Consider the following 23818-nt stretch of genomic DNA (forward strand, 5'->3'; position numbering starts at 1 on the left):
GTCCAGGGGTGGCGGGATGGCGACGTCGGTGATGACCGAACCCTCGTGCAGGAAGGGGCCGGCCGCTGATGTCGGCCGCAGGTCGACGAACTGTTCACCGACCGCGGATCGGTCCGCGACCACGGCGGTGGATGCGGCGGGTACCCGCGCGGCCCCGGTTTTCAGACGCAGGTCGACATCCACGCCCGCGTTGGTCAGCCGCAACGCACTGACCCGGCCCACGGCCACGCCCTGGTAGGTCACCTCGGCGTCGGTGAAGATGCCACCGGAGTCCGGGAACACCGCCCGCACCGTGTATTCGCCGATACCGACAGCCGATCCCAGGCGCGCATAGTGGATCCCGGTGTAGGTGAGGGTGACCAGCGCGAGGACGGCCAGCACGATCAACTGACGGATCTGCAGTCGGCTGATCATGTTCATCCGGGTGCATACCTCGTCTCGTCGCCCCGACCCCTCGCGCCTCCGCGAGGCGCTCATCCGTGAAAGCCGGTTCTGCTACGACATTTTCACGATCCGCGGCAATCACCAAAGCAGCGAGACGTATCCGCCATCGCGCGGCGTATGGTCTTGACCACGTCGATCGCGCGGAATGATGCAGATCACTTCGGCACGACCATCGGTCGATACGACAACGGGCCCCTCCTCGGTGAGGAAGGGCCCGTTGTGGGTCGTCGGGAGAATCAGGCGTTGCCCGAGAGCTTCTCCCGCAGGGCGGCGAGCTGCTCGTCGCTGGCCAGCGAACCACCGCTCGACGCGGGTGCGCCGCCGCCGGACGAAGCGGGCTGGCGACCTGCCTCGGCCGATTCGGACGAGTAGTCGCTCGGCGCGTTGGCGGCCTCGACGGCTGCCGCGGCGAACTTCTCCATCTGGGCACCGTGCATCTTGTGGCGACGCTCGGCCTCGGCGTACCGGGCCTCCCACGCCTCACGCTGCTTCTCGAAACCCTCGAGCCATTCGTTGGTGTCGGGATCGAAGCCCTCGGGGAAGATGTAGTTCCCCGCCTCGTCGTAACTGTCGGCCATGCCGTACTTGGAGGGGTCGAACTCCTCGGTGTAGTCCTCGTTGGCCTGCTTGAGGCTCAACGAGATACGCCGGCGCTCGAGGTCGATGTCGATGACCTTGACCAGCGCGTCGTCGTTGACGGCGACGACCTGATCCGGCACCTCGACGTGACGCTCGGCCAGCTCCGAGATGTGCACCAGGCCCTCGATACCCTCCTCGACGCGGACGAACGCGCCGAACGGGACGAGCTTGGTGACCTTGCCCGGGACGATCTGACCGATCGCGTGTGTCCGGGCGAACTGACGCCACGGGTCTTCCTGGGTCGCCTTCAGCGACAGCGAGACGCGCTCACGGTCCAGGTCGACGTCGAGCACCTCGACGGTGACCTCGTCACCCACGGCGACGACCTCGGACGGGTGGTCGATGTGCTTCCAGGACAGTTCGGACACGTGCACCAGACCGTCGACGCCGCCGAGATCGACGAACGCACCGAAGTTGACGATCGAGGAGACGACGCCCTTGCGGACCTGCCCCTTCTGTAACTGGTGGAGGAATTCGCTACGGACCTCGGACTGGGTCTGCTCGAGCCAGGCGCGACGCGACAGCACCACGTTGTTGCGGTTCTTGTCGAGCTCGATGATCTTGGCCTCGATCTCCTTGCCGATGTACGGCTGCAGATCGCGGACACGGCGCATCTCCACCAGCGACGCCGGGAGGAAGCCACGCAGACCGATGTCCAGGATAAGCCCGCCCTTGACGACCTCGATGACGGTGCCCTTGACGGCCTCGTCCTTCTCCTTGAGCTCCTCGATGGTGCCCCAGGCGCGCTCGTACTGGGCGCGCTTCTTCGACAGGATCAGTCGACCCTCTTTGTCCTCCTTGGTGAGGACGAGTGCTTCCACCTCATCGCCGACGTTGACGACCTCGTTGGGGTCGACATCGTGCTTGATGGACAGTTCACGGGAGGGGATGACGCCCTCCGTCTTGTAACCGATGTCGAGAAGGACCTCGTCACGATCGACCTTGACGATGGTTCCCTCGACGATGTCACCATCGTTGAAGTATTTGATCGTGGAGTCGATGGCGGCGAGAAAATCCTCAGCCGTGCCGATATCGTTGACGGCAACTTGCGGCGAGGTGATGGTCGTGGACGGCATATGGTGAGTGGCTCCGGACAGGTGTGTAGTAGGTACAGGATCGAACTGGGTGGCATCAGGATGTATCGGTCGTTCGCGATGCGGGCGTCGATACAGACATGCACGGTTCGCACGCGCCTGAGCACGCGCGCTGTCGACGTTACGCCAGGCGCCCAGTGCTGGGCAAATGACCCCGCGGGTCCCCCATGAGCCGACCGGTCAGCGGGTTCCGACCCGATTCTCCCACCAGCGAGACGGCCAATCGCCGGTGGTGGGATGCCGAGACCTCGCAGTATCACCGCGAGCACGGTGCGTTCCTGGGCACCGACACCGTCGGCGGCGAGTTCGTCTGGTGTCCGGAGGGGCTACACGAGGGTGACGCCCACCTGCTCGGTGACGTCTCGGGCCGTGACGTGCTGGAGGTCGGGTGCGGATCCGCTCCGTGCAGTCGGTGGCTGGTGTCGGCCGGGGCGCGGGCGGTGGGGCTCGACCTGTCCCGGCAGATGCTCGGTCGCGGACTCGCGGCGATGACCTCCGACCTCACCCGCACGCCACTGGTGCAGGCGGGCGCCGAACACCTCCCGTTCGCCGACCACAGTTTCGACGTGGTGTGTTCGGCGTTCGGCGCGATCCCGTTCGTCGCGGACTCGGCACGCGTGATGCGTGAGGTCGCCCGGGTGTTGCGGCCCGGGGGCCGCTGGGTCTTCGCGGTCAACCATCCGATGCGCTGGGCGTTCCCGGACGACCCCGGTCCGCCGGGGCTCACCGTCTCCATCCCCTACTTCGATCGCAGCCCGTACGTCGAGGTCGACGACACCGGCGAGGTCACCTACGTGGAGCACCACCGCACCATCGGCGATCGGGTCCGCGAGATCCGTGCCGCAGGGTTGTTGCTCGACGACATCGTGGAGCCGGAGTGGCCGGAGTGGCTGGAACAGGAGTGGGGCCAGTGGAGCCCACTGCGCGGTCAGTACTTCCCCGGAACGGCGATCTTCTGCTGCTCCCTCCCCGGCGATGACCGGGTCCGGTGATCCTCACCGCGTGACATGGGTCGGTCAGTCGGTCGGCGCGTGTTCCCGCAGGAAGCGGACCGCGGTACTCCACGCACGCGGGGCCACCTCCGCGTCGTAACGCCCCGGCTCCGCGTCGTTCATGAAGGCATGCCCGGCGTCCCAATCGATCCGGTCGACCTCCGCATCGGATTCGTCGGTGATGCGGCCCCACTCGGCGTCGACAGCGGCCGGCGGGTACGCGCGATCCTCGGAGGCGAACATGCCGAGGACGGCTGCGGTCAAGTCCGAGTACGAGACCTTCTCCGGTGGCAACCCGTAGAACGGGACGGCCGCGAACACCCGCTCACCCTCCTGTGCGGCCAGCGCAAGCACGAAGCCGCCGCCCATGCAGAACCCGACCACGCCGACCCGGTCACCGATCACCCGGTCGTCGACCAGCAACCGATCGACCGCGCCCGCCAGGGTGCGGACCGCGTCGGCGAACGGCAGTGCCGACATCATCCGCTTGGCCTCCGCCGGGTCGTGCGCCACCTCGCCCCCGTAGAGATCCGGTGCCAGGGCGACGAATCCGTCGTCGGCGAACCGTCGCGTGATGTCGGCGATGTGCGGGGTCAGTCCCCACCACTCCTGGATGACGAGGAGGCCCGGCCCCCGCGCGTCGGGTCGGTCACCGTCGGGTCCCACCAGATAACCGTGTGCGGTGGCACCGTTGTCGAGGTCGAAGGTGATGTTCTGCTCTCCCGGTGTGCTCACCGGGTCGACGGTACCGACCCGCGGTCGTGACCCGTCCGGGTCACAGCAGCTTGGACAGGAACGATTGGGTCCGCTCGTGCTGTGGTGAGTTCAGCACCTCGCGGGGATCACCCTTCTCCACCACCTTGCCCGCGTCCATGAAGACGAGTTGGTCGGCGACCTCCCTGGCGAAACCCATCTCGTGGGTGACCACCACCATGGTCATCCCGTCCTTGGCCAGGTTGCGCATCACCGCGAGCACGTCGCCGACGAGCTCCGGGTCGAGTGCCGAGGTGGGCTCGTCGAACAGCATCAGCTTGGGGTCCATGGCCAGTGCCCGGGCGATGGCCACCCGCTGCTGCTGTCCCCCGGAGAGCTGCGCCGGGTAGGCCGAGGCCTTGTCCGCCAGCCCCACCTGGTCCAGCAGATCCTTCCCCCGTTCGACCGCCCGTGCGCGCACAACACCTTTGACCTGGATCGGCGCCTCGATGATGTTGTCCAGCGCGGTGCGATGCGGGAACAGGTTGAAGTGTTGGAACACCATCCCGATGTCGCGACGCTGAGCCGCGGCGTCCTTGGCGCTGAGTTCGTAGAGCTTGCCGCCCTTCTCGCGATACCCGATCAGGTCGTCGTCGACGTAGAGCCGACCCGCGGTCACCGACTCGAGATGGTTGACACAGCGCAGGAAGGTCGATTTCCCGGATCCCGACGGCCCGATCAGACACGTCACCTCCCCCCGTTCGACCTCGAGGCTGATGCCCTTGAGCACCTGCAGCGCACCGAAGCTCTTGCAGACCCGGTCGGCGAGCACCATCGGGCTCATCGTCCGTCCTCCCCTGGCAACGCCGTCCCCGGTGCGACGTCTCCGGCCGCACCTGCCTTCTCGGCGTCGGCCAACGCCTGTAGTTGTTTACCGGTCAGCGTGCGGGAACTGCCCCGCGCGTAATACCTCTCGAGGTAGAACTGGCCCACCATCAGCACACTGGTGACCGCGAGATACCAGGTGGATGCGACCATCAGCAGGGGGATGGGTTGGAAATTGACCCCGGCGATATCTCGGGCACGGCCGTAGACCTCCAGGCTGAACGGCACCGCGGTCACCAGGGTGGTGGTCTTGAGCATGGAGATCAGCTCGTTGCCGGTCGGCGGGATGATCACCCGCATGGCCTGCGGCAACACCGTCCGTCGCATGGTCTGACCCCACGACATGCCCAACGCCACCGAGGCCTCGGTCTGCCCTTCGCCCACCGAGGTGAAGCCGGCACGCACGATCTCGGCCATGTATGCCGATTCGTTGAGGGCCAGACCGATCGCGGCGAAGGCGAAGGCCGCGTCCAGGGTCTGGATGTCGAAGTGGGCGAACTGCACGGTGAACGGGATACCCAGGTCGATCTTCTTGTAGATCGAGGGGAACAACCCCCAGAACACCAGCTGGACGTAGACCGGGGTACCGCGGAAGACCCACAGGTAGACCCAGGAGACCGAGCGCAACACCGGGTTCGGCGACATGCGCATCACGGCCAACGCAACGCCCAGGATCACCCCGACGACCATGGCGATGACGGTCAGGGCCAGCGTGTACCCCACACCGGTGAGGATGCGCGTGTCGAACAGGTAGCGGCCGTATGTGTCCCAGCCGTAGGCCTTGTTGGTGGCCGCTCCGTAGAGGAACAGGACCACGAGGACCGCCACGATGATCGCGGCGACGATCTGCCCGGGCCGCCGGACCGGAACCGCCTTGATCGGTTCCGGGTCGGCGGCGGGGTCGTGCGGAGTGGAGGTGACGGCGTTCGGCACCGTCAGCTCGTGGCGCCGTTGATCTGCGACGTCTTGATGAGTCCGTCCTGGACCCCCCACGTCTGGGCGATCGATTGCAGCGCACCGTTGTCGATGAGTTTCTGCACGGCCTTCTGCAACACCGGGCCGAGTGCCGACCCCTTGGTCACCGGGTAACCGTAGGGAGCGGAGTCGAAGACCGCACCGGCCTTCTCGATCTTGCCGCCCGCCTGCTTGATCGCGTACGCGGTGACCGGGGAGTCCGCCGACATGGCGTCCACCTGGCCGAGGACCAACGCGTTGGTCGCCGCGTCCTGGTCGTCGTATTTGCGGATGTCGATCGCCGGCTTACCGGCATCGGTGCAGGCCTTGCTCTTGGCGGGCAGTTCGTCGGTGTCCTGGACGGTGGTGGTCTGCACGGCCACCTTCTTGCCGCAGGCGTTGTTCGGATCGACGGTCTTCCCGGCGGGCTCGGCCCACTGCGAACCGGCGTTGAAGTAAGTGACCATGTCCACCTGCTTCTCGCGTTCCTTGTTGTCGGTGAACGACGACATGCCCATGTCGTAGGTGTTGGCCTGTACGGCCGGGATGATCTTGGCGAAATCCGCTTCCTTGTACTGCGGGGTGACCCCCAGCAGCTGCCCGATCTTGTTCACCACGTCGACGTCGAAGCCGATGATCTTGCCACTGGGGTCCTTGAACTCGTTGGGCGAGTAAGGAACATTGACGCCCACCACGAGCTGGCCGGACGACTTGACCTTGTCTGGCAGCTGCGCTGCCAATGCGTTGTCCTTCGTCACCGCGACACTGCTCGCGGCGGTCGACGGCGCCCCGCTGCTGCCCTCACTGTTGGTGCAACCGGAGACGGTCGCCGTCAGTACACCCAGTACCGCGACGGCACCCACACCGCTGAAACATCGCGCCAGAATCCTCAACCCACTGCCCCACATCTCTCGTCGGAAGATCGCGCCGATGACCCTTGCCGGTCACGGTGCGCTGCAACGAACCTAGGCCAGAAGCCGACGACACGTTCGCTACGTAACGGGAGATTAACCCCGGCGCGCGGTGGGCGCGGCGGGAAAACGACAAACCACAGCGTCGTGTCGTCGCCATCATCGCCCGCTCGTCCAGCCCGAACCCGCGCCGCAACCCGGTCTCTGAGACAGTGGACCGGTGGCGCATTCGGTGGAGTTCCTACTCGACGCGGACACCGATGCCGCCGTCCGCGAGCTGTGGGATACGTTGAGCGCACACGGTCTCCCGAGCCAGAACCGGGTGCGGTCGGCGAGCAACCGGCCGCACATCACCGCAGTGGCCGCACCGCGCATCCCCGCGTCGGTGGACGCAGACCTGGGCGCGGTGGCAGCGGAGCTGCCGGTGGCGGTCCTTCTCGGAGCGCCGCTGGTGTTCGGCGGGCGCACATCGACCCTCGCCCTCGGGGTGGTGGTGAACGCCGATCTGTTGGGACTACACCGACATGTGGTCGACGTGGTCGATCGACATCACGAAGACTCAGCCGTCTTCGATCATTGCCGACCGGGCCAATGGACGCCTCACGTGACAGTGGCGCGCCGAGTCCACGACGACGACGTCGGCGCGGCCATCGCCGTCATCAACCGCGCCCGGCCACAACCACGGGCTGCCGTGGCGACCCTGCGGCGATGGGATCCGGACACCCGCACCGAGCACTCGCTCTGAGTCCCCCTGGGCCTCCGTGACGGGCGCGGGCGTTGATCACATGGTCCGGCTACGAGAGTGGAAGCCCAGACCCTCGTCCTGCGCTCCGAGCCAGGCCTGTTCATCGGACTTGCTGTCGGGTACATAGACCACGTCGGGCCGTGCGGGGGGCGGGCGGAGCTGCTCCGGCGGCGACGTCTCGAGATCATGGACGTCGATCTCCAGACGCTCGAGGTCGTTGGTCAGTCGTCGGACCGCGGGCGCCTCGCCGTACTGCACCCGCAGCGCGGTGATGCAGACCCGAAGCTGGTTGATCGACTGATGTAGATCCTTGGATCCCGTGGTTGCAGCCATCGGCGCATACCTCCTTCGTGTGACCTGAGCCACACTACTGTCCGATACCGCACCCGGCACGTATTCGGGTCGGCGCGTGTCGACCACCCGTCCGCGACGCGGCGGCGGCCTCAGTGCGCAGCGTCGTCCCAGGACCGACCGAATCCGACGGATACGTCGAGTGGGACCGACAACGTGATCGCGTTACCCATCTCGGTACGCACCAGATCCTCGAGAACGTCATGCTCCCCCGGCGCCACCTCGAGCACGAGTTCGTCGTGGACCTGCAGCAGGATCCTCGACGCGAGACCCTGCTCGGTGATACGCCGATCGACGTTGATCATCGCGACCTTGATGATGTCGGCCGCGGTGCCCTGAATCGGGGCGTTGAGCGCCATCCGCTCTGCCGATTGTCGGCGTTGCCAGTTGTCGCTGTTGAGGTCCGGAAGGTATCGACGCCTGCCGAACAGGGTCGCGGTGTATTCGTCGCGCCGGGCCTGCACCACCACGTCGTGCAGGTAGTCGCGCACCCCACCGAAGCGCGCGAAGTACGCCTCCATCTGTTCCACCGCCTCGTCGCGTCCGATACCGAGCTGCGCGGCCAGGCCGAACGCGCTCAACCCATACGCCAAGCCGTACGACATCGCCTTGACCCGGTGTCGCATCTCGGTGGTGACCGCGTCGATGGGTACGCCGAAGGCACGCGACCCGACGAAGTTGTGCAGGTCCTCGCCGGTGTTGAACGCCTCGATCAGACCCGCGTCCTCGGACAGATGGGCCATGATCCGCATCTCGATCTGGCTGTAGTCGGCTGTCATCAGCGACTCGAACCCGTCGCCGACGACGAATTCGGTGCGGATCTGTCGCCCGGCTTCGGTGCGAACCGGGATGTTCTGCAGGTTGGGTTCGGTGGACGACAACCGTCCGGTGGCGGCGATGGTCTGGTTGAAGGTGGTGTGCACCCGGCCGTCGTCGGCGACCGACTTCAGCAATCCGTCGACGGTCACCTTCAGGCGGGTCGCGTCTCGGTGTTCGAGGAGGTGGGCCAGGAAAGGATGTTGGGTCTTCTCGAACAGACCCTGCAGGGCGTCGGCGTCGGTGGTGTACCCGGTCTTGGTCCGTTTGGTCTTCGGCATCTCCAGCTTGTCGAACAGCACCGTCTGCAGCTGTTTGGGTGAACCGAGATTGATCTGTTCGCCGATCACCTCATACGCGGCATCGGCGGCGGTGCGGATCCGGTCGGCGAAGGTCGCACCGAGCTCGTCCAGATGCGCGGTGTCGACGGCGATACCCGCGGCCTCGAGATCCGCCAGTACCACCAGCAGCGGGACCTCGATCTCGGTCAGCAGCGGCAGCGAGTCGATCCGGGTGAGTTCCTCGTCGAGGGCGGTCGCGAGCTCCTCGACGGCGGTGGCCGCGACCATCGCGGTGTCGGCGCGTCGCTGCTCGCCCGCGTCGTCGTCGAGCAACGAGAGTTGAGCGTCGGCGGGTTCGTCGTCGGCCTTGAGCTCGCGTCGCAGATAACGCAGGGCGAGGTCATCGAGTGCGAACGATCGCTGCCCGGGGCGGACCAGGTATGCGGCCAGCGACGTGTCGCTGGTGAGCCCGGCCAGCGTCCACCCTCGTCCGCGCAGGGCGTGGATCGCCCACTTGGCCTCGTGCATCGCCTTGGGCGACGCGGGGTCGGCCAACCACTCACCGACGGCCCATTCGTCATCGGGCTCGAGCAGCGCGGTGTCGAGGTAGGCCACGGCACCGTCCGCGGCGGCGACCGCAATGCCGTCGGTGTCGGACCCGAACACCTGCTGGGGACCGCACACCGCGACCCCGGCACGGGGCTGACCGATCACGTGATCGGTCAGCCACTGACGCACCGTGCCGGCGGCGAGGATCTCCCCTTGCACGTCGAAACCCGACTCGGCCTCCGGTTCGGCGGACGAGAGGGTGGTGAACAGGCGGTCGCGGAGGACGCGGAACTCCAGATCGTCGAACAGTGTGTGGATCTGCTCGCGATCCCAGGCTTTGAGTTTGAGGTCGTCGGGGACCGCGGGCAGCGTCATGTCACGGACCAGCTCGGTGAGCCGACGGTTCATCTGGACATGTGCGAGGTTCTCCCGCAGCGCCGCCCCGACCTTTCCCTTGACCTCGTCGACGTGATCGACCAGTCCGGACAGCGACCCGTATTCGCGGATCCACTTGGCCGCGGTCTTCTCGCCGACTCCCGGGATGCCGGGCAGGTTGTCGCTGGGGTCTCCGCGAAGCGCCGCGTAGTCGGGGTACTGCGCGGGTGTGAGCCCGTACTTCTTCTCCACCTCGTCGGGGGTGAAGCGGGTCAGGTCGGACACGCCCTTGCGCGGGTAGAGCACGGTGACGTCCGGACCGACGAGTTGCAACGAGTCCCGGTCACCGGTGACCACCAGCACCCTGTACCCCTCCGCCTCGGCCTGGGTGGTGAGGGTGGCGATGATGTCGTCGGCCTCATATCCCTCGATGGCCATCACCGGAATCCCCAGGGCGCCGAGCACCTCGCGGGTCAGTTCCACCTGACCGTTGAACTCGTCCGGCGACTTGGACCGCTGCGCCTTGTACTCCGGGTACATGTCCGCGCGGAAGGTCTTGCGTGACACGTCGAACGCCGCGGCCACGTGGGTGGGTTGCTCGTCGCGCAGCAGGTTGATGAGCATGGAGGTGAACCCGTAGACCGCGTTGGTGGTCTGGCCGGTCGCGGTCTTGAAGTTCTCGGCGGGCAACGCGAAGAACGCGCGGTAGGCCAACGAGTGCCCGTCGAGCAACATCAGGGTGGGCTGGGTCGACTTCTGCTGAGTTGACTTTTTCCGCGCATCTGCCACGTGTCGCAGTGTAGTTGTCGGTCCCGACAGCCCCGCCCGACCCGGGTCAGACCGAACCGGGTCGGCACGGGCGCCGAACCGGCCACCCGATCACGCCACCCCGAGGTAGGCCTCCCGGACGGCGTCGTCGGCCAGCAGTTCCTTGCCGGGCCCCTCGCGCGTGATGGTCCCGGTCTCCAGAACGTATCCGCGATCGGAGCGACTGAGGGCCTGCTGCGCGTTCTGCTCGACCAGCAGGATGGTGGTGCCCTGTTCGTTGATGGTCGCGATGATCCGGAAGATCTGCTGGATGACCATGGGCGCCAACCCCATCGACGGTTCGTCCAACAACAGCAGTTTGGGTCGGGCCATCAACGCGCGGCCGATGGCGAGCATCTGCTGTTCCCCACCGGACATGGTGCCGCCGAGCTGGGATCGTCGCTCGGCGAGGCGCGGGAACAGCTCGTAGACGTAGTCGACGGTCGTCTTCTGTTCCGCTCGGCTGCCGAACTTACGGCCGTAGCAGCCCATGTCCAGGTTCTCGGCGACGGTCATCCCCGGGAACACCCGGCGCCCCTCGGGCACCTGCACGATGCCCTCGATCACGCGTTTCGCGGCGGGCATGCGGGTGATGTCCTGACCGAGGAACTCGATGGACCCACTCGTCAGTTGTTTGAGTCCGGAGATACCGCGCATCGTGGTCGACTTTCCCGCGCCGTTGGCGCCCAGCAGCGTGACCAGTTCGCCCGCGTCGACGGTCAGCGAGATGCCGTGTAGGGCCTCGATCCTGCCGTAATGGATCACCATGTCGCGGATCTGCAACACCGGCGTACCCGACGCCGGGGTGGCGTCCGCACTCCCGGTTCTCACGTCGCGTCTCTTGCCGAAACTAGGCGATCTCATCGTCGGGCACCCCCAGGTAGGCGTTGATCACGGCCGGGTTCTCGCGAACCTCGGAAGGGGTCCCCTCGGCGATCTTGCGGCCGAATTCCAACACCACGATGCGCTCGGTCACCCCCATCACCAGTCGCATGTCGTGTTCGATGAGCAGCACCGTGTACCCGTCGTCGCGGATCTTCTGGATCAGGCCCATCAGCGCGGTCTTCTCGCTGGGGTTGAAGCCCGCGGCGGGCTCGTCGAGACACAGCAGCTTCGGTTCGGTGGCCAGCGCTCGGGCGATCTCCAGTCGCCGCTGGTCGCCGTAGGCGAGATTCTTGGCCTGCTCGGCCGCCCGTGCCCCGATCCCGACGAACTCGAGCAGCGCCATACCCCGGTCGACGGCGTCGCGTTCCTCGCGGTAGTGCCGACGCGAGCGCAGGGCAGCGCCGAACACCGATGTCTTGTGCCGCGCGTCGGTGCCGACCACCACGTTCTCCAGTGCGGTCATCTCTCCGAACAACCGGACGTTCTGGAACGTTCTGGCGATGCCGCGTCGGGTGATCTCGTGCCGCTTCACCCGGCCCAGCGGCTTGTTGTCGAAGGTGACCGATCCCGCACTGGGGCTGTACACCCCGGTGATGGCGTTGAAGCAGGTGGTCTTGCCGGCACCGTTGGGTCCGATCAGACCGAAGATCTCGCCACGCTTGATGTCGAACGTGACGTCGTCGAGGGCTTTGAGCCCACCGAACTGAACGGTCAGTCCCCGCACCTCGAGCAGCGCGCCGCCCACCTGGGTGTTGATGTCGCGTTGCGGTGCGACCGCCTCGGCGACCACCTCGGGATCGGCCAGTCTCGGGTCCACGTCGGTCACGTCGACCACCGCGGTCACCTTGGCGTTCTCGGCTCCGGCACCGTCCAGCGCGGACAGGTCGGCGTCTGGTCCGGTCGCGGCCGGAGCGGTCGGCGACGAGGTCTCGGCGCTGGATTCGCCCGCGGTCGACTCACTGACCGCACCATCGGAACCGGTGTCGTCGGGTGTCCCGTGCTTGCCCATCACGCCTCCCTCGACCCCAGTGTGCCCCCTGCCGCCGCGGGGCGTTTGACCGCGGAATAGACCTGCCTGCCATAGGTCAACAGCTTCTGTCGCGCCGGGAACAGTCCCTGTGGGCGGAAGACCATCAAGGCCACCAACGCGATGCCGAAGAACAGGTACTTGAAGTCGCCGAGCGACTGGCCACCGACCTGGATGCCCTGCACGCGCGCCGGTAGGTAGACCACGATGAACGCCCCGACGATGACCCCGAGCTTGTTGCCCTGACCGCCGAGGACCACCGCGCAGAGGAAGAGCATCGAATTGATGACGGTGAAACCCTTGGGGTCCACGTACTGCACCTGCCCCGCGTACAGCGCACCGGACAGCCCGCCGATCCCCGCGCCGATGACGAATGCCCAGAGTTTGAACTTGAACGTGGGCACACCCATGATCTCCGCGACATCCTCGTCCTCGCGGATCGCGATCCAGGACCGGCCGACGCGGGATCGTTCCAGGTTGCCGACGAACAGCAGGGCCAGGATGACCAGCACCATGCCCAACCAGAACCACCAGACGCCGTAGTTGAAGGTGCCTCGGTTGTTCCCGTTGGAGAACACACCTTCGGGATGGGTCGTGGACTTCAACAACTCCGGGAACGCGATGTTGGACAAGCCGGCGGCGCCCCCGGTGACGTCGGTGAGGTTGTCGGCCAGCAGCCGGACGATCTCACCGAAACCCAACGTCACGATGGCCAGGTAGTCACCGCGCAACCGCAGGGTCGGGGTGCCGAGGATGACACCGGTGAACCCCGTCAGCACGATGGCCAGCGGCACGCAGGCCACCCAGGCCCAGCTGCTGGAGAAGAACCCGTGGTCCTCCGATCCCCAGATCGGACTCGACGGGCTGGTGAGCATGGCGACCACATACGCCCCGACGGCGTAGAAACCGACGTACCCGAGGTCGAGCAGACCCGCCTGACCGACCACCACGTTCAGGCCGATCGCGATCAGCGCGATCATCGAGAACTGGGCCATCATGGCGCCGAAATCGACTGCGGTGGTGGTGATGAACGGCGGCTTGACCACGGGCAACAGGGCGATGATGACTATCGCGGGGATCCCCACCGCCCACTGCGCCGGGCGACTCAGACCGGCCCACCACCCGCGGACCCGGTCGCCGAGCCCGCGGCGCTCCCGGCCCCCAGGCCTCGTGTCGGGACCGGTGTCGCCGGCCGGAACGGCCTTCTCGGCGGCGCTCATACTCTTGCCCTTCCCAGACTCTCGCCGAGTATGCCGGTGGGGCGGAACATCAGCACCAGCACCAGCAACGCGAAGGCGACGACGTCCTTCCACTGGTTGCCCAGCACGATCGACCCGTAGTTCTCCATGACCCCGAGCAGGAGCCCACCGAGAAGCGCACCGCGGACGTTGCCGATGCCACCCAGAACGGCCGCCGAGAATGCCTTGATCCCGAGGATGAAGCCGCCGTTGTAGACGATCCCGTTGGGCACCCGCAAGGTGTAGAGGATGGCCGCGGCACCGGCGAGCAGACCACCCAGGAGGAACGTCAGCAGGATGACCCGTTCACGCGATACACCCATCAGTGTCGCCGCATCGGGGTCCTGCGCGACGGCGCGGATACCGCGGCCGAACTTGGTGCGGTTGATGAGGATCTCGGTGGCGGCGGCGAGCACCAGCGCCGACACCACGATGGTGACGGTGACATTGGTGACCGTCGCACTGAAGATGTCGAACTCGGGTTTCGGCTCCACCAGCTTGATGGCCGGTTGTGCCGTCGAGCCACCGAGCGTCGGATCCCCGCCGAACTTGGGCAACACGTAATGCACGAATTCCTGTAGTACAAAGGACATCCCGATGGCGGTGATCAGGAAGGCGAGGGGTTTGGCCTTGCGGCGCCGCAGCGGCCGGTACGCCACTCGTTCCAGTCCGATGGCCGCTGCTCCCGCCACCACCATGCCGATCAGACCGGCGATCAGCAGGTAGACGATGGTCAGCAGGGTGCCCTGGTCGTACGCGTCGGCCTGCGGCGAGAAACCGAGGAACAGCAGCCCGATGTACTGGCCGAACATGCCGAACATGAAGACCTCGGAGTGGGCGAAGTTGATCAGCTTCAGCACCCCGTAGACCAGGGTGTAGCCGACGGCGACGAGCGCATAGATGGCCCCGTAGGTCAGGCCTTCCACGGTCAGAGTCCAGAAGTTGTCGACGAGCGATCCGACGTCGAAGTTGATGGTGGCCGCCAGATCGGTGGTGCTCTGGGCCAGCAGATGGACGGTCATTCGAGAGCCTCTCGGGCGTTCAGGGTGCTCCACGCACAAACGATGCGCCCGGGGCATCGCTGCTCGCCGGGCGCATCGTCGGGGGGGTTACTTGACGTCGTACATCCAGATCAGTGAGGTGGTGAGCTCACCGGTGCCGGTCCACTTGTAGGTACGGGCAAGACCCTGACCGTCGTAGGTCTTGATGTAGTCGAGCAGCGCCGGACGCGTGGTCTTGCCGCTGTCGATGCCCTTGACCATGATCGTCGCGAGGTCGTAGGCCTCCACCGAGTAGACACCGGGCGCCTGCTTGAACTGGGCCTCGTAGTCCTTGGTGAACTGCTCGGGCGCGGGACCACACGGGCAGGAGAGGTACGCACCCTTGGCCGCGCTACCGGCCTGCGACACGAATTGCGGGTCGTTCACACCGTCACCGGAGACGAATTTGGCGGTGACCCCACCGTCTTTCAGTTGCTGTGCCAGCGGTGCGGCCTCGGCGTAGTACCCGGCGTAGAAGACCGCATCGGGCTTGGCGCTGTTCACCTTCGCGACGACGGCGGAGAAGTCGCGCTCCTTGGTCTTGACGTCACCCGCGCAACTCGAGTCGTTGGCCGACCCGAGCCCGGTGGTGATGGCCTTGGCCAATCCGGCCGCGTACTCGGAGTCGTCCTTGATGACACAGATTTTCTTGTAACCGAGCTTGCCGGTCATGTACTTGGCGACGGCCGGACCCTGCACGTCGTCGTTGGCCAGACCGCGGAAGAAGGTCTTCCATCCGTTCGTGGTCAACGCGGGGTTGGTGGCCGAGGCGGTGGTGGAGACCAGGCCCGCCTGGTTGAACACCGCGCCGGTCGCCTTGGTCTCGCCGGAGAACGCGGGACCGATCAGGCCGATGATCGACGGGTCGTTGGCGATCTGCGGTGCGACCTGGGTCGCCTTCTGCGGATCACCCTCGGTGTCGAAGGTCTTCAGTGTCACCTGGCAACCGGGGTTGGCCTTGTTGTGTTGGTTCACCGCGAGCTCGGCGCCGTAGCGGATGTTCAGGCCGAGGGCGGCGTTGTCACCGGTCAGCGCACCGGCCATGGCGATCGACGTCGGCTTGCAGGTCGCCTTGCCGTCACCCGCAGGGTTTGCGGCGTCGCTCGTCGATCCCTTGGGGACCTCGTTACCCGAGGTGTCGATCTGGGCCAGCGCATCGATCTTCAGACTCGACGACCCGCCGCCACCGCTCGACCCCGATGACTCGGCCGATCCCCCTCCGGAGGACGACTTGTCCGAACAGGCGGACACCGCCAGCACGGATGCCATCGCCACTGCGAGAGCTCCCGTCGCGACACGACGCTGCATTTCAACCTCCGATACGGCCCAACGCCTATTCGACGTCGCCCCAACTGAACAGATGCTGAGAAAAGATAGCCCGGTTCAGCCGGGTACGCGTTGCCAATCGGAAGATTCGCCCACGTGGGCGGACGCAACGTAGCGAGAATTTAACTTTCGCACGAGCTGTGGGTGCTCAGGCAGGCGTGTCCAGGGTCTCGATGATGACCTCGGCCACCGCTTTCATGGTGGTACGGCGGTCCATGGCCGCCCGTTGGATCCACTTGAACGCCTCCGGCTCGGAGAGCGATTGGCTCGCCATCAGAAGCCCTTTGGCCCGCTCGACCAGCTTGCGCGTCTCCAACCGATCGGTGAGTCCCGCGATGTCGCGCTCGAGGACGGCGATCTCGTTGTATCGACTCACCGCGACCTCGATGGCGGGAACCAGATCCGCCTTGGTGAACGGTTTGACCAGATAAGCCATCGCACCCGCGTCACGCGCCTTCTCCACGAAGTCGCGCTGGCTGAACGCGGTCAGCATCACCACCGCCGCGAGGCGGCGTTCGGCGATCTCGCCCGCCGCGTCGATCCCGTCACGAACCGGCATCTTGATGTCCATGATCACCAGATCCGGCTTCAACTCCTCGGTGAGCGACACCGCGACCTCACCGTTGGGCGCCTCCCCGACGACGTCGTAACCCTCCTCCCGGAGCATCTCGATGAGATCCATCCGGATCAGGGAGTCGTCCTCGGCGACCAGTACGCGGTGCGGGATCAGCTCTTCGTCCGTGGTCGTAGCTTGTGCAGACACCAGATCACCTCCGCGTCGAGTGGACGGGGCCATCAGGCTCGCGGCCCCGGTGGGGTGCAGAGTACCGGTTGGCCCGGCGGGTCGCCGATCTACTAGAGTGGTCCCCTGCACTACCCGGGCCGCCCGTTCGCGGAGGTCAGGAGTGGAATTGCCCTCGTAGCCCAATTGGCAGAGGCAACGGATTCAAAACCCGTCCAGTGTGAGTTCGAGTCTCACCGAGGGCACCACACAACCGCATGATCGACCGCGGTCCCGTGCACGGCGGCGCAGCTCGTCAGATCACCACCTCGTCGTCGCTATAGCTCAGGACGATTGCGCGTCACATCGGCCTCGGGTTGCTTGTCCGACAACATTGACTGATTATCAATCAAGTCCTACCGTGGGCACCGATCAGGTGCCGGTGTCACGCGGCGCGGATGCACCCTTCGGGAGGTCACGAGTATGGGATCCACGCATCAACTAGATGGTCGGCGTGTTCTGATCACCGGAGCGTCGAGTGGCATCGGGCGCTCTCTCGCGAAGCGCCTTGCCGCAGAAGGCGCCCAGCTCGCCATCGCAGCTCGCCGCACCGAGTTGCTCGACGATGTGGCGCGAGAGATCGCCCGTCGTGGTCATCCGAGACCGGTCGTGCTCACAGCCGACCTCTCCCGACCCGGAGTTGCGGCAACCCTCGCCACACGGACGCTCGCTGAGCTGTCGGGTGTGGACATCCTCATCAACAATGCGGGCGTCAGCGTGACCGGCACAGTGAGCACCCTCGGCGACGGCTCAGCGGCCCGCGCGGTCATCGAGACCAATCTGTGGTCGCCGATGGCACTCGGAGCCGCTCTGTCGCCGACGATGGTGGAGCAAGGGCACGGAACGATCGTCAACGTCACCTCGACGATCCAGTCGATCCCGCTGCCGCTGTTGGCGTATTACGCGGCGTCGAAATCGGCACTGGCACAAGCAACCACATCACTGCGGGGTGAGCTCGCGGGAACCGGAGTCCAGGTACTGGAAGTCATCCCGGGAGGCACCGACACCGCGCTGCGCGACATCGATGAATTGCCGTGGAAGGGCAAACCGCCCGCCACCATCCCGCCCGTCTCCGCCGACAGGGTCGCCGCGGCGATCGTGCGTGCGATCAAGCGCGCGAAAACCCGACTCGCTTACCCCTCATACGTCCTCTTGCCGACCGAGCTACCCGCGATCGGACGTCTGATGGCCGGCATCGGTGGCCGACGAGTCGATCTGGCGTCGACTACCCGGCAGCTGCCAGAAGACCGCGCAGGTGACGGTACTGACTGATCGTCAACTACCGTGCCGGCATGGCTTCCACTTCCTCCGACACGGAGCGTCGTCGCATGCTCATCGAGACTGCTCGCGCGCTGTTCGGCACTCGGAGCTACGAATCGGTCACCACCACCGAGATCGCACGGGAGGCCGGGGTCGCATACGGCCTGATCGCCCACCACTTCGGCAACAAGCGGGGTCTCTATCTGGCCGTCATGAGCCAGATCCGCGAAGAACTCGCGTACGAACAGAACACACCGCCAACCGGTGGAGGCCTGGAAGACGAGTTACTGGGCGCTCTGCGCCGACACGTCAGGTACATCGAGGCCCACGAGACAGGGTTCCGTGCGCTCATGAGGGGTGACCTGGGTTCGGACCGGGACATGCAGCTCCTGTTCGACGAGCTCCGTTGGAGCGGCGCACGACGGATCCTCGACCGCATCGGGAGCACCGGCGAGCCATCTCCGCTTCTTCGCGCCGCGATGCGGTCCTGGGTTGCCCAGTTCGACGAGCTCATTCTGGACCGTATCCAGACCGGCGCCGTCTCAGTCGACCACGTGGCAACACTCGCTGCCGCATCGCTGATCGCGCAGCTGCGGACGGTCATCGACATCGACCCCGCCACGGACTTCGATCCAGGAGTCACGGTCATCCTGCGTTCTGCCCGTTGACAGCATCCGCCGGCACGGTCTCCAAGTCCTGGCGTGACCCGCTCTCGCGGTTCAGACCTCACCGCAGTACGACGAGCACGACACGATGAGACCCGGTTCTCGCCGACTCCGTCTGCCTCAGACACCGTCCAGCACGATGTCCACCGCGGCCGCGATCACCTCGTCGCTGGGCAGCTCGTCCCACATGAGCGTTGCGCAGACCACAACTCCCGACAGCATCGATACCGCAGCGTCGAACGATGGTCCCTGCGCCACCGTGGCCAACATGCTGCGCAATGGTCGTTCGCCCTCGGTCACGAGGCGTTCACGGATCCGACGGATCTCGTCGACGGTCACCCCCCACTGCGCGAGCACGATGAGGATGCGGTCGAGCTTGTAGTCCGACACCGCTCTGCGGAACGCCGTCAGTTCGGCTATGAGATCGGTACGCAGTTCCCCGGTCGGCTCGAGGTGTGGCATCTCCCCCACTGCATCCAACGCGATCGTCACCAGATCCAGCCGCGACGGCCAGTGGGTGTACAGCGTCGTCTTGGAGTATCCGGCGACGTCGGCCACATGGGCGTGGGTGATGGCGTCCCAGCTCTCTTCGGTCAACACCTGTAGAGCGGCGCGGCCCACGTCGGCGCGGGTCCGGGCGACCCTGGCGTCCTCGGTCGAATCGGCCGACCTGCGACCCGGAACGGGCGGTGCCATCTCTTCACTCACCCCCCTCGTCGCGTGTCCGGATAGTGCTGCTCAGTCGCGGTGACGGGTTGAAAATACATCTTGAACTCTGTGACCAGTACTGTACTCTGAATCCTGTATCGACCTCGGTTCTCGTCAAAACAACACGGCGTCAACCACTCTCGTTCACATGTGAAGCCGCTCGACCCGCCGCTTCGCGATCTTCGGCGTGTCCGCCGCTAGGAAAGGACCTTCATGTCCGCCATCTTGTTCGGTTCCATCAGCACTCTCGCCGACACCTCCGAGCTCCAGCGGCAGGCGTTCAACGACGCCTTCTCCGCCCACGAGCTGGGATGGAACTGGAGTCGTGACGACTATGTCGCGATGTTGGGCTCCAACGGCGGCGCCAAGCGCATCGCCGAGTTCGCGGCCTCCACCGGCGACGACGTCGACGCCGATGCTGTCCATGCGACGAAATCGGAGATCTTCCAGCGCCTCCTCGCGTCGTCCGGGGTGTCCCCGCGACCAGGTGTGGTGCCGACGATCGAAGCGGCCAAGGCTGCCGGGGTCCGGGTGGGATTCGTGACCACCACCTCGCGGGACAACATCAATGCCCTCCTCACGGCCCTCGCACCGGAGATCGACACCGATACCTTCGACATCGTCGTCGACTCCGGTTCCGTCGACCATCCCAAGCCAGAGGCCGACGCGTACACCTTCGCTCTCAGCGAACTCTCCACCACCTCAGACGAGATCGTGGCCATCGAAGACAACGTGGGCGGTGTCGCGGCCGCCGATGCCGCCGGGATCCGCACGATCGCCTTCCCCAACGACAACACCTCCGGCGGCGACTTCTCCGCTGCGGCAGTCACGGTCGCCTCCCTCGACCCGCAGCACGTCCTCGACCTCGTCCGAGACCACGCGTGAACGTCGACCCGACAACAACTTTCGTCCTTCAACTGGCCCTTCCGGCCATGAACCAGGAGACTCCGTGAGCAACCTACAAGCTGCGGTCACCGCCGACAGCAGGTCTTTCCACGTCGAGGGTTACGAGAAGATCGAGTACGACCTCGTCTACGTCGACGGCGTGTTCGACATCGACAATGCCGAACTCGCCGACCGGTACCGGCCCTATGGGCGGTGCTTGATGGTTGCGGACGAGACGGTCGAACGACTCTACGGCGCGCAGATCGAGGCCTACTTCGAACACCACCGGATCGCACTGACCGTGGTGGGAGTGCAGATTCGCGAGACGGCCAAGTCGCTGGAGACATTCGAACAGATCGTGGCGGCGTTCGACGCCTTCGGGCTGGTGCGTACCGAACCCGTGCTGGTGGTCGGCGGGGGGCTGACCACCGACGTCGCCGGTTACGCCTGTGCCAGCTATCGACGCAACACCCCGTACATCCGTATTCCCACCACCTTGATCGGACTGATCGACGCCAGTGTGTCGATCAAGGTCGCGGTGAATTACGGCAAGCACAAGAACCGACTGGGCGCATACCACGCCTCGGAGCTGGTGATCCTGGACTTCTCGTTCTTGGCCACGCTGCCGGAGGATCAGGTGCGCAACGGGATGGCTGAGCTGATCAAGATCTCGGTGGTCGGGAACCTGGAGATCTTCGAGCTCCTGGAGAAGCACGGACCCGACCTGTTGCGCACCCGGTTCGGACACCTCGACGGAACTCCTGAGTTGCGTGCCATCGGCGGCCGGGTGACCTATGAGGCCATCGCCACGATGTTGGAGCTCGAGGCGCCGAACCTCCACGAGATCGACCTCGACCGCGTCATCGCGTTCGGTCACACCTGGAGTCCGACTCTGGAATTGACGCCGCCGGTGCCGTTCTTCCACGGACACGCCATCGCCATCGACATGGCCCTGTCGACCACGCTGGCCGAACTGCGCGGGCACCTCACCATCGCCGACCGCGACCGGGTGCTGACGGTGATGAGCGATCTGGGTCTGGCCCTGGACAGCGAACATCTCACCCCGGAACTGCTGACCGCCGCAACGGCATCAATCCTGCGGACCCGCGACGGCCTGCTGCGGGCGGCCATCCCCGATCCCATCGGATCGTGCCGGTTCCTCAACGACGTGACCACCGAAGAGCTCACGGATGCACTGCGTCTACACAAGAAGATCTGCTTCGACCACGCCCGGGAGGGTGACGGGGTCGACATGTTCACACTCGCCGACACGGCGTCGCCCACCGTCTCGTCGTGACCGGACCGCGAGTGGCCGCGCGACCGGTCACCCCGACCACCATCGTCGCCGCAGAACTCGATCGGATCTGCGCCGACCTGGACCGCTTCGAGGGCATCGAGCCGGCGACGACGGCCCGGTTACGACGGGTCCGTGACATCGCCGCCGGACTCGATCCCTACCTCGACGGGTGTACGTCACCGGAGTCACCCGCGTTGGCCGACCTGGCCCGGTCGACTCGTGAGATCGACTGGGACGCCGACGATGCGGCGGACGGGTTCGTGGAGAAAGAGATGCTGTCGGGACATGTCGAGGGCCGGTTGCTCCGATTTCTCGTCACCATGACACGCGCGACGCGTGTCCTGGAGATCGGCGTGTTCACCGGTTACTCGGCGCTGGCGATGGCCGAGGCACTACCCCGAGAAGGATCGGTGGTGGCCTGCGAGCTCGACCGCAAGGTGGCCGGACGGGCGCGCGAACTGCTGAACGCGTCCGTCGCCGGCAAGCGGGTGACCATCGAGGTCGGTCCGGCCACCGACACGCTGCGACGGCTCGCCTCGCAGTCCCGCTCCGGACCGGATTCCCGTTTCGACCTGGTGTTCATCGACGCCGACAAGGCCGGCTACATCGACTACCTGAACACGCTTCTCGACAGCGATCTGCTGACCGACCATGCCGTGATCGCCGTGGACAACACCCTTCTCCAGGGTGAGCCGTATCTGGTAGCCGAGAGCCGCTCGACCAACGGGGCGGCCATCGCCGAGTTCAACGAGGTGGTGGCCGCGGATCCCCGCGTCGAGCAGGTGCTGATACCCGTGCGTGACGGCCTCACCCTCATTCGCCGTCTCGCCCCGGCCACGGGGGAACGGTGACCGTCGTCTCCCGGGACTCCCTCAGGACCGTGGGAGCGCTGGTGGGTCTGACGGCCACGTTGCCCGTCGATCTGGTGCTGGTCGGCGCAGCGTTGGCCACCCGCAGGTTCCGTCACCCACCCGTCGTGGAAAGGGTCTCGGCCACCGACCGCAAGACGGTGCTGATCAGCGGGGGCAAGATGACCAAAGCGTTGCAACTGGCCCGATCGTTCCACGCTGCCGGACATCGCGTCGTACTGGTGGAATCCGGCAAGTACCGCTGGACCGGCCACCGGTTCTCGCGGGCCGTCGATGCGTTCCATTGTGTGCCCGAGGCGACCGCTCCGGGTTACGCGGACGCGGTGGCCGCGGTGGCCCGCCTCGAGGACGCCGACGTCTTCGTGCCGGTGTCGAGTCCCGCGGGCAGTGCCGCCGACGCCGACGCCGGGGCGGTGCTCGCGGGGGTCTGCGACACCGTGCACGCCGACCCCGCGACGGTGCGCACCCTCGACGACAAGGCCGCGTTCTCCCGGACCGCGGAGTCGTTCGGACTGCGCGTTCCCGACTTCGTGCTCATCACCGACGCCGCACAGGTCGAGACGTTCGATTTCCCACCCGACCGGACGTACATCCTCAAGCGCATCGCCTACAACCCCGTGGGCCGGATGGATCTCACCCCGCTGCGTGCGACCACGCCCGAGCACAACAGGGCGGTCGCCCGCGCCCGCGACATCTCGCCCGACGATCCCTGGATCCTGCAGGAGTTCATCGACGGCACCGAGTTCTGCACCCACGGCACCGTCCGCGACGGACGGCTCCAGGTCTACGGCTGCTGCGAGTCCTCGGCGTTCCAGATCAACTACGCGATGATCGACAAACCCGAGATCCGGTCATGGGTGGAGCACTTCGTGTCCGGGCTGCAGGTCACCGGACAGTTGTCATTCGACTTCATCGAGAGCGCAGACGGTACGGTGTACGCCATCGAGTGCAACCCACGCACCCACTCGGCGATCACGATGTTCTACGACCACCCCGACGTTGCCGCCGCATATCTGCAGACCGGCCACCCCGTCATCGAACCCCGCCCCACGGCGCGCGCCACCTACTGGATCTATCACGAGCTGTGGCGATTGCTGACCCAACACAATCGTCGCGCTCGGTTGAGCACCATCGTGCGGGGCACCGACGCGATCTTCACCTGGGACGACCCATTGCCCTATCTCATGGTGCACCATCTGCAGATCCCGTCGTTGCTCATCCGCAGCCTGCGTTCGGGACGCGGATGGAGTCGGATCGACTTCAACATCGGCAAACTCGTCGAGACCGGCGGGGACTGAGCC

23 protein-coding genes and 1 tRNA gene are annotated in these 23818 nt (G+C 65.9%); 9 read left to right on the plus strand and 15 right to left on the minus strand.

Annotated elements, in window-relative coordinates; translation table 11 throughout:
* Together BW971_RS17330 and rpsA are read right to left on the minus strand one after the other, a co-directional pair.
* On the minus strand, positions 1–420 hold a 420-nt coding region (locus BW971_RS17330), incomplete at its 3' end, for an MlaD family protein (RefSeq protein WP_159441880.1).
* 260 nt (positions 421–680) lie between these two features.
* A complete protein-coding gene (rpsA, locus tag BW971_RS17335) occupies positions 681–2159 on the minus strand; it encodes a 30S ribosomal protein S1 (protein WP_076482214.1) in 1479 nt (492 codons plus the stop codon).
* A 185-nt stretch (positions 2160–2344) separates the two neighbouring features.
* Here rpsA and BW971_RS17340 point away from each other — a divergent pair, with 185 nt between their 5' ends.
* Positions 2345–3169, plus strand: a complete 825-nt coding sequence (locus BW971_RS17340; RefSeq protein ID WP_076482217.1) for a class I SAM-dependent methyltransferase — start codon at positions 2345–2347, stop codon at positions 3167–3169.
* A gap of 24 nt (positions 3170–3193) precedes the next feature.
* On the opposite strand, the gene BW971_RS17345 is transcribed toward BW971_RS17340, so the two are convergent.
* Genes BW971_RS17345 through BW971_RS17360 form a run of 4 tightly spaced genes read right to left on the minus strand, consistent with a single transcriptional unit; the run spans position 3194 to position 6609 of the window.
* Entirely contained in the window at positions 3194–3904 is a 711-nt protein-coding gene (locus BW971_RS17345) for a dienelactone hydrolase family protein (protein ID WP_076482220.1), read from the minus strand.
* 40 nt (positions 3905–3944) lie between these two features.
* On the minus strand, positions 3945–4697 hold the full coding sequence (locus BW971_RS17350; protein WP_076482473.1) for an amino acid ABC transporter ATP-binding protein: 753 nt from the start codon (positions 4695–4697) through the stop codon (positions 3945–3947).
* A gap of 5 nt (positions 4698–4702) precedes the next feature.
* Positions 4703–5686: an amino acid ABC transporter permease gene (locus BW971_RS17355; protein ID WP_076482472.1), complete on the minus strand. Its 984-nt coding sequence runs from the start codon at positions 5684–5686 to the stop codon at positions 4703–4705.
* Positions 5683–6609, minus strand: coding sequence for an ABC transporter substrate-binding protein (locus BW971_RS17360; RefSeq protein ID WP_076482223.1), 927 nt, complete (start codon positions 6607–6609; stop codon positions 5683–5685). Before BW971_RS17360 ends, BW971_RS17355 begins: the two co-directional genes overlap by 4 nt.
* 223 nt (positions 6610–6832) lie before the next feature.
* Here BW971_RS17360 and BW971_RS17365 point away from each other — a divergent pair, with 223 nt between their 5' ends.
* Positions 6833–7357: a 2'-5' RNA ligase family protein gene (locus tag BW971_RS17365; RefSeq protein WP_076482226.1), complete on the plus strand. Its 525-nt coding sequence runs from the start codon at positions 6833–6835 to the stop codon at positions 7355–7357.
* A 36-nt stretch (positions 7358–7393) separates the two neighbouring features.
* Here the strand turns inward: BW971_RS17365 and BW971_RS17370 are convergent, their stop codons facing one another.
* From BW971_RS17370 to BW971_RS17405, 8 genes are all read right to left on the minus strand, one after another.
* Positions 7394–7690: a hypothetical protein gene (locus BW971_RS17370; RefSeq protein ID WP_076482229.1), complete on the minus strand. Its 297-nt coding sequence runs from the start codon at positions 7688–7690 to the stop codon at positions 7394–7396.
* 110 nt (positions 7691–7800) lie between these two features.
* Positions 7801–10464, minus strand: a complete 2664-nt coding sequence (gene polA / locus BW971_RS17375; RefSeq protein ID WP_083710256.1) for a DNA polymerase I — start codon at positions 10462–10464, stop codon at positions 7801–7803.
* 144 nt (positions 10465–10608) lie between these two features.
* Positions 10609–11304, minus strand: a complete 696-nt coding sequence (locus tag BW971_RS17380) for an ABC transporter ATP-binding protein (RefSeq protein WP_076482474.1) — start codon at positions 11302–11304, stop codon at positions 10609–10611.
* Between the two features lie 82 nt (positions 11305–11386).
* Positions 11387–12430, minus strand: a complete 1044-nt coding sequence (locus tag BW971_RS17385) for an ABC transporter ATP-binding protein (protein ID WP_083710260.1) — start codon at positions 12428–12430, stop codon at positions 11387–11389.
* On the minus strand, positions 12430–13668 hold the full coding sequence (locus BW971_RS17390) for a branched-chain amino acid ABC transporter permease (protein WP_076482234.1): 1239 nt from the start codon (positions 13666–13668) through the stop codon (positions 12430–12432). Before BW971_RS17390 ends, BW971_RS17385 begins: the two co-directional genes overlap by 1 nt.
* Entirely contained in the window at positions 13665–14708 is a 1044-nt protein-coding gene (locus tag BW971_RS17395) for a branched-chain amino acid ABC transporter permease (protein WP_076482236.1), read from the minus strand. Before BW971_RS17395 ends, BW971_RS17390 begins: the two co-directional genes overlap by 4 nt.
* Before the next feature lie 87 nt (positions 14709–14795).
* Positions 14796–16034 carry a branched-chain amino acid ABC transporter substrate-binding protein gene (locus BW971_RS17400; protein ID WP_076482238.1) on the minus strand — a complete coding sequence of 413 codons (1239 nt, stop codon included), beginning with the start codon at positions 16032–16034 and terminating at the stop codon, positions 14796–14798.
* A 166-nt stretch (positions 16035–16200) separates the two neighbouring features.
* Positions 16201–16848, minus strand: coding sequence for an ANTAR domain-containing response regulator (locus BW971_RS17405; RefSeq protein ID WP_083710262.1), 648 nt, complete (start codon positions 16846–16848; stop codon positions 16201–16203).
* Between the two features lie 117 nt (positions 16849–16965).
* Here BW971_RS17405 and BW971_RS17410 point away from each other — a divergent pair.
* From BW971_RS17410 to BW971_RS17420, 3 genes are all read left to right on the plus strand, one after another.
* Positions 16966–17042 (plus strand) — tRNA-Leu (locus tag BW971_RS17410).
* A gap of 214 nt (positions 17043–17256) precedes the next feature.
* Positions 17257–18105 carry an SDR family NAD(P)-dependent oxidoreductase gene (locus BW971_RS17415; protein WP_076482241.1) on the plus strand — a complete coding sequence of 283 codons (849 nt, stop codon included), beginning with the start codon at positions 17257–17259 and terminating at the stop codon, positions 18103–18105.
* Positions 18106–18125: 20 nt separating this feature from the next.
* On the plus strand, positions 18126–18761 hold the full coding sequence (locus tag BW971_RS17420) for a TetR/AcrR family transcriptional regulator (protein WP_076482243.1): 636 nt from the start codon (positions 18126–18128) through the stop codon (positions 18759–18761).
* A 117-nt stretch (positions 18762–18878) separates the two neighbouring features.
* Here BW971_RS17420 and BW971_RS17425 read toward each other — a convergent pair whose 3' ends face one another.
* Positions 18879–19466 carry a TetR/AcrR family transcriptional regulator gene (locus BW971_RS17425; protein ID WP_143690443.1) on the minus strand — a complete coding sequence of 196 codons (588 nt, stop codon included), beginning with the start codon at positions 19464–19466 and terminating at the stop codon, positions 18879–18881.
* Positions 19467–19679: 213 nt separating this feature from the next.
* Here BW971_RS17425 and BW971_RS17430 point away from each other — a divergent pair, with 213 nt between their 5' ends.
* The 4 genes from BW971_RS17430 to BW971_RS17445 all read left to right on the plus strand — a co-directional run bounded on the left by BW971_RS17430 (position 19680) and on the right by BW971_RS17445 (position 23815).
* Positions 19680–20351: an HAD family hydrolase gene (locus BW971_RS17430; RefSeq protein WP_076482248.1), complete on the plus strand. Its 672-nt coding sequence runs from the start codon at positions 19680–19682 to the stop codon at positions 20349–20351.
* Between the two features lie 64 nt (positions 20352–20415).
* Positions 20416–21648 carry a sedoheptulose 7-phosphate cyclase gene (locus BW971_RS17435; protein ID WP_076482251.1) on the plus strand — a complete coding sequence of 411 codons (1233 nt, stop codon included), beginning with the start codon at positions 20416–20418 and terminating at the stop codon, positions 21646–21648.
* On the plus strand, positions 21645–22499 hold the full coding sequence (locus tag BW971_RS17440) for an O-methyltransferase (RefSeq protein ID WP_076482253.1): 855 nt from the start codon (positions 21645–21647) through the stop codon (positions 22497–22499). The genes BW971_RS17435 and BW971_RS17440 overlap by 4 nt, the downstream gene beginning before the upstream one ends.
* Positions 22496–23815: an ATP-grasp domain-containing protein gene (locus BW971_RS17445; protein WP_076482256.1), complete on the plus strand. Its 1320-nt coding sequence runs from the start codon at positions 22496–22498 to the stop codon at positions 23813–23815. The genes BW971_RS17440 and BW971_RS17445 overlap by 4 nt, the downstream gene beginning before the upstream one ends.
* The last annotated feature ends 3 nt before the right edge of the window (positions 23816–23818 follow it).

It is taken from the genome of Williamsia sterculiae (assembly GCF_900156495.1).
Classification (GTDB): domain Bacteria; phylum Actinomycetota; class Actinomycetes; order Mycobacteriales; family Mycobacteriaceae; genus Williamsia_B; species Williamsia_B sterculiae.

Bases quoted from the DNA above. Each gene is read 5' to 3' on its own strand.
- rpsA (WP_076482214.1), bottom strand. From the start codon at position 2,159: ATGCCGTCCACGACCATCACCTCGCCGCAAGTTGCCGTCAACGATATC.
- BW971_RS17340 (WP_076482217.1), top strand. From the start codon at position 2,345: ATGAGCCGACCGGTCAGCGGGTTCCGACCCGATTCTCCCACCAGCGAG.
- BW971_RS17350 (WP_076482473.1), bottom strand. From the start codon at position 4,697: ATGGTGCTCGCCGACCGGGTCTGCAAGAGCTTCGGTGCGCTGCAGGTG.
- BW971_RS17360 (WP_076482223.1), bottom strand. From the start codon at position 6,609: ATGTGGGGCAGTGGGTTGAGGATTCTGGCGCGATGTTTCAGCGGTGTG.
- BW971_RS17370 (WP_076482229.1), bottom strand. From the start codon at position 7,690: ATGGCTGCAACCACGGGATCCAAGGATCTACATCAGTCGATCAACCAG.
- polA (WP_083710256.1), bottom strand. From the start codon at position 10,464: ATGTTGCTCGACGGGCACTCGTTGGCCTACCGCGCGTTCTTCGCGTTG.
- BW971_RS17380 (WP_076482474.1), bottom strand. From the start codon at position 11,304: ATGGTGATCCATTACGGCAGGATCGAGGCCCTACACGGCATCTCGCTG.
- BW971_RS17385 (WP_083710260.1), bottom strand. From the start codon at position 12,430: ATGGGCAAGCACGGGACACCCGACGACACCGGTTCCGATGGTGCGGTC.
- BW971_RS17390 (WP_076482234.1), bottom strand. From the start codon at position 13,668: ATGAGCGCCGCCGAGAAGGCCGTTCCGGCCGGCGACACCGGTCCCGAC.
- BW971_RS17395 (WP_076482236.1), bottom strand. From the start codon at position 14,708: ATGACCGTCCATCTGCTGGCCCAGAGCACCACCGATCTGGCGGCCACC.
- BW971_RS17400 (WP_076482238.1), bottom strand. From the start codon at position 16,034: ATGCAGCGTCGTGTCGCGACGGGAGCTCTCGCAGTGGCGATGGCATCC.
- BW971_RS17405 (WP_083710262.1), bottom strand. From the start codon at position 16,848: ATGGCCCCGTCCACTCGACGCGGAGGTGATCTGGTGTCTGCACAAGCT.
- BW971_RS17415 (WP_076482241.1), top strand. From the start codon at position 17,257: ATGGGATCCACGCATCAACTAGATGGTCGGCGTGTTCTGATCACCGGA.
- BW971_RS17420 (WP_076482243.1), top strand. From the start codon at position 18,126: ATGGCTTCCACTTCCTCCGACACGGAGCGTCGTCGCATGCTCATCGAG.
- BW971_RS17430 (WP_076482248.1), top strand. From the start codon at position 19,680: ATGTCCGCCATCTTGTTCGGTTCCATCAGCACTCTCGCCGACACCTCC.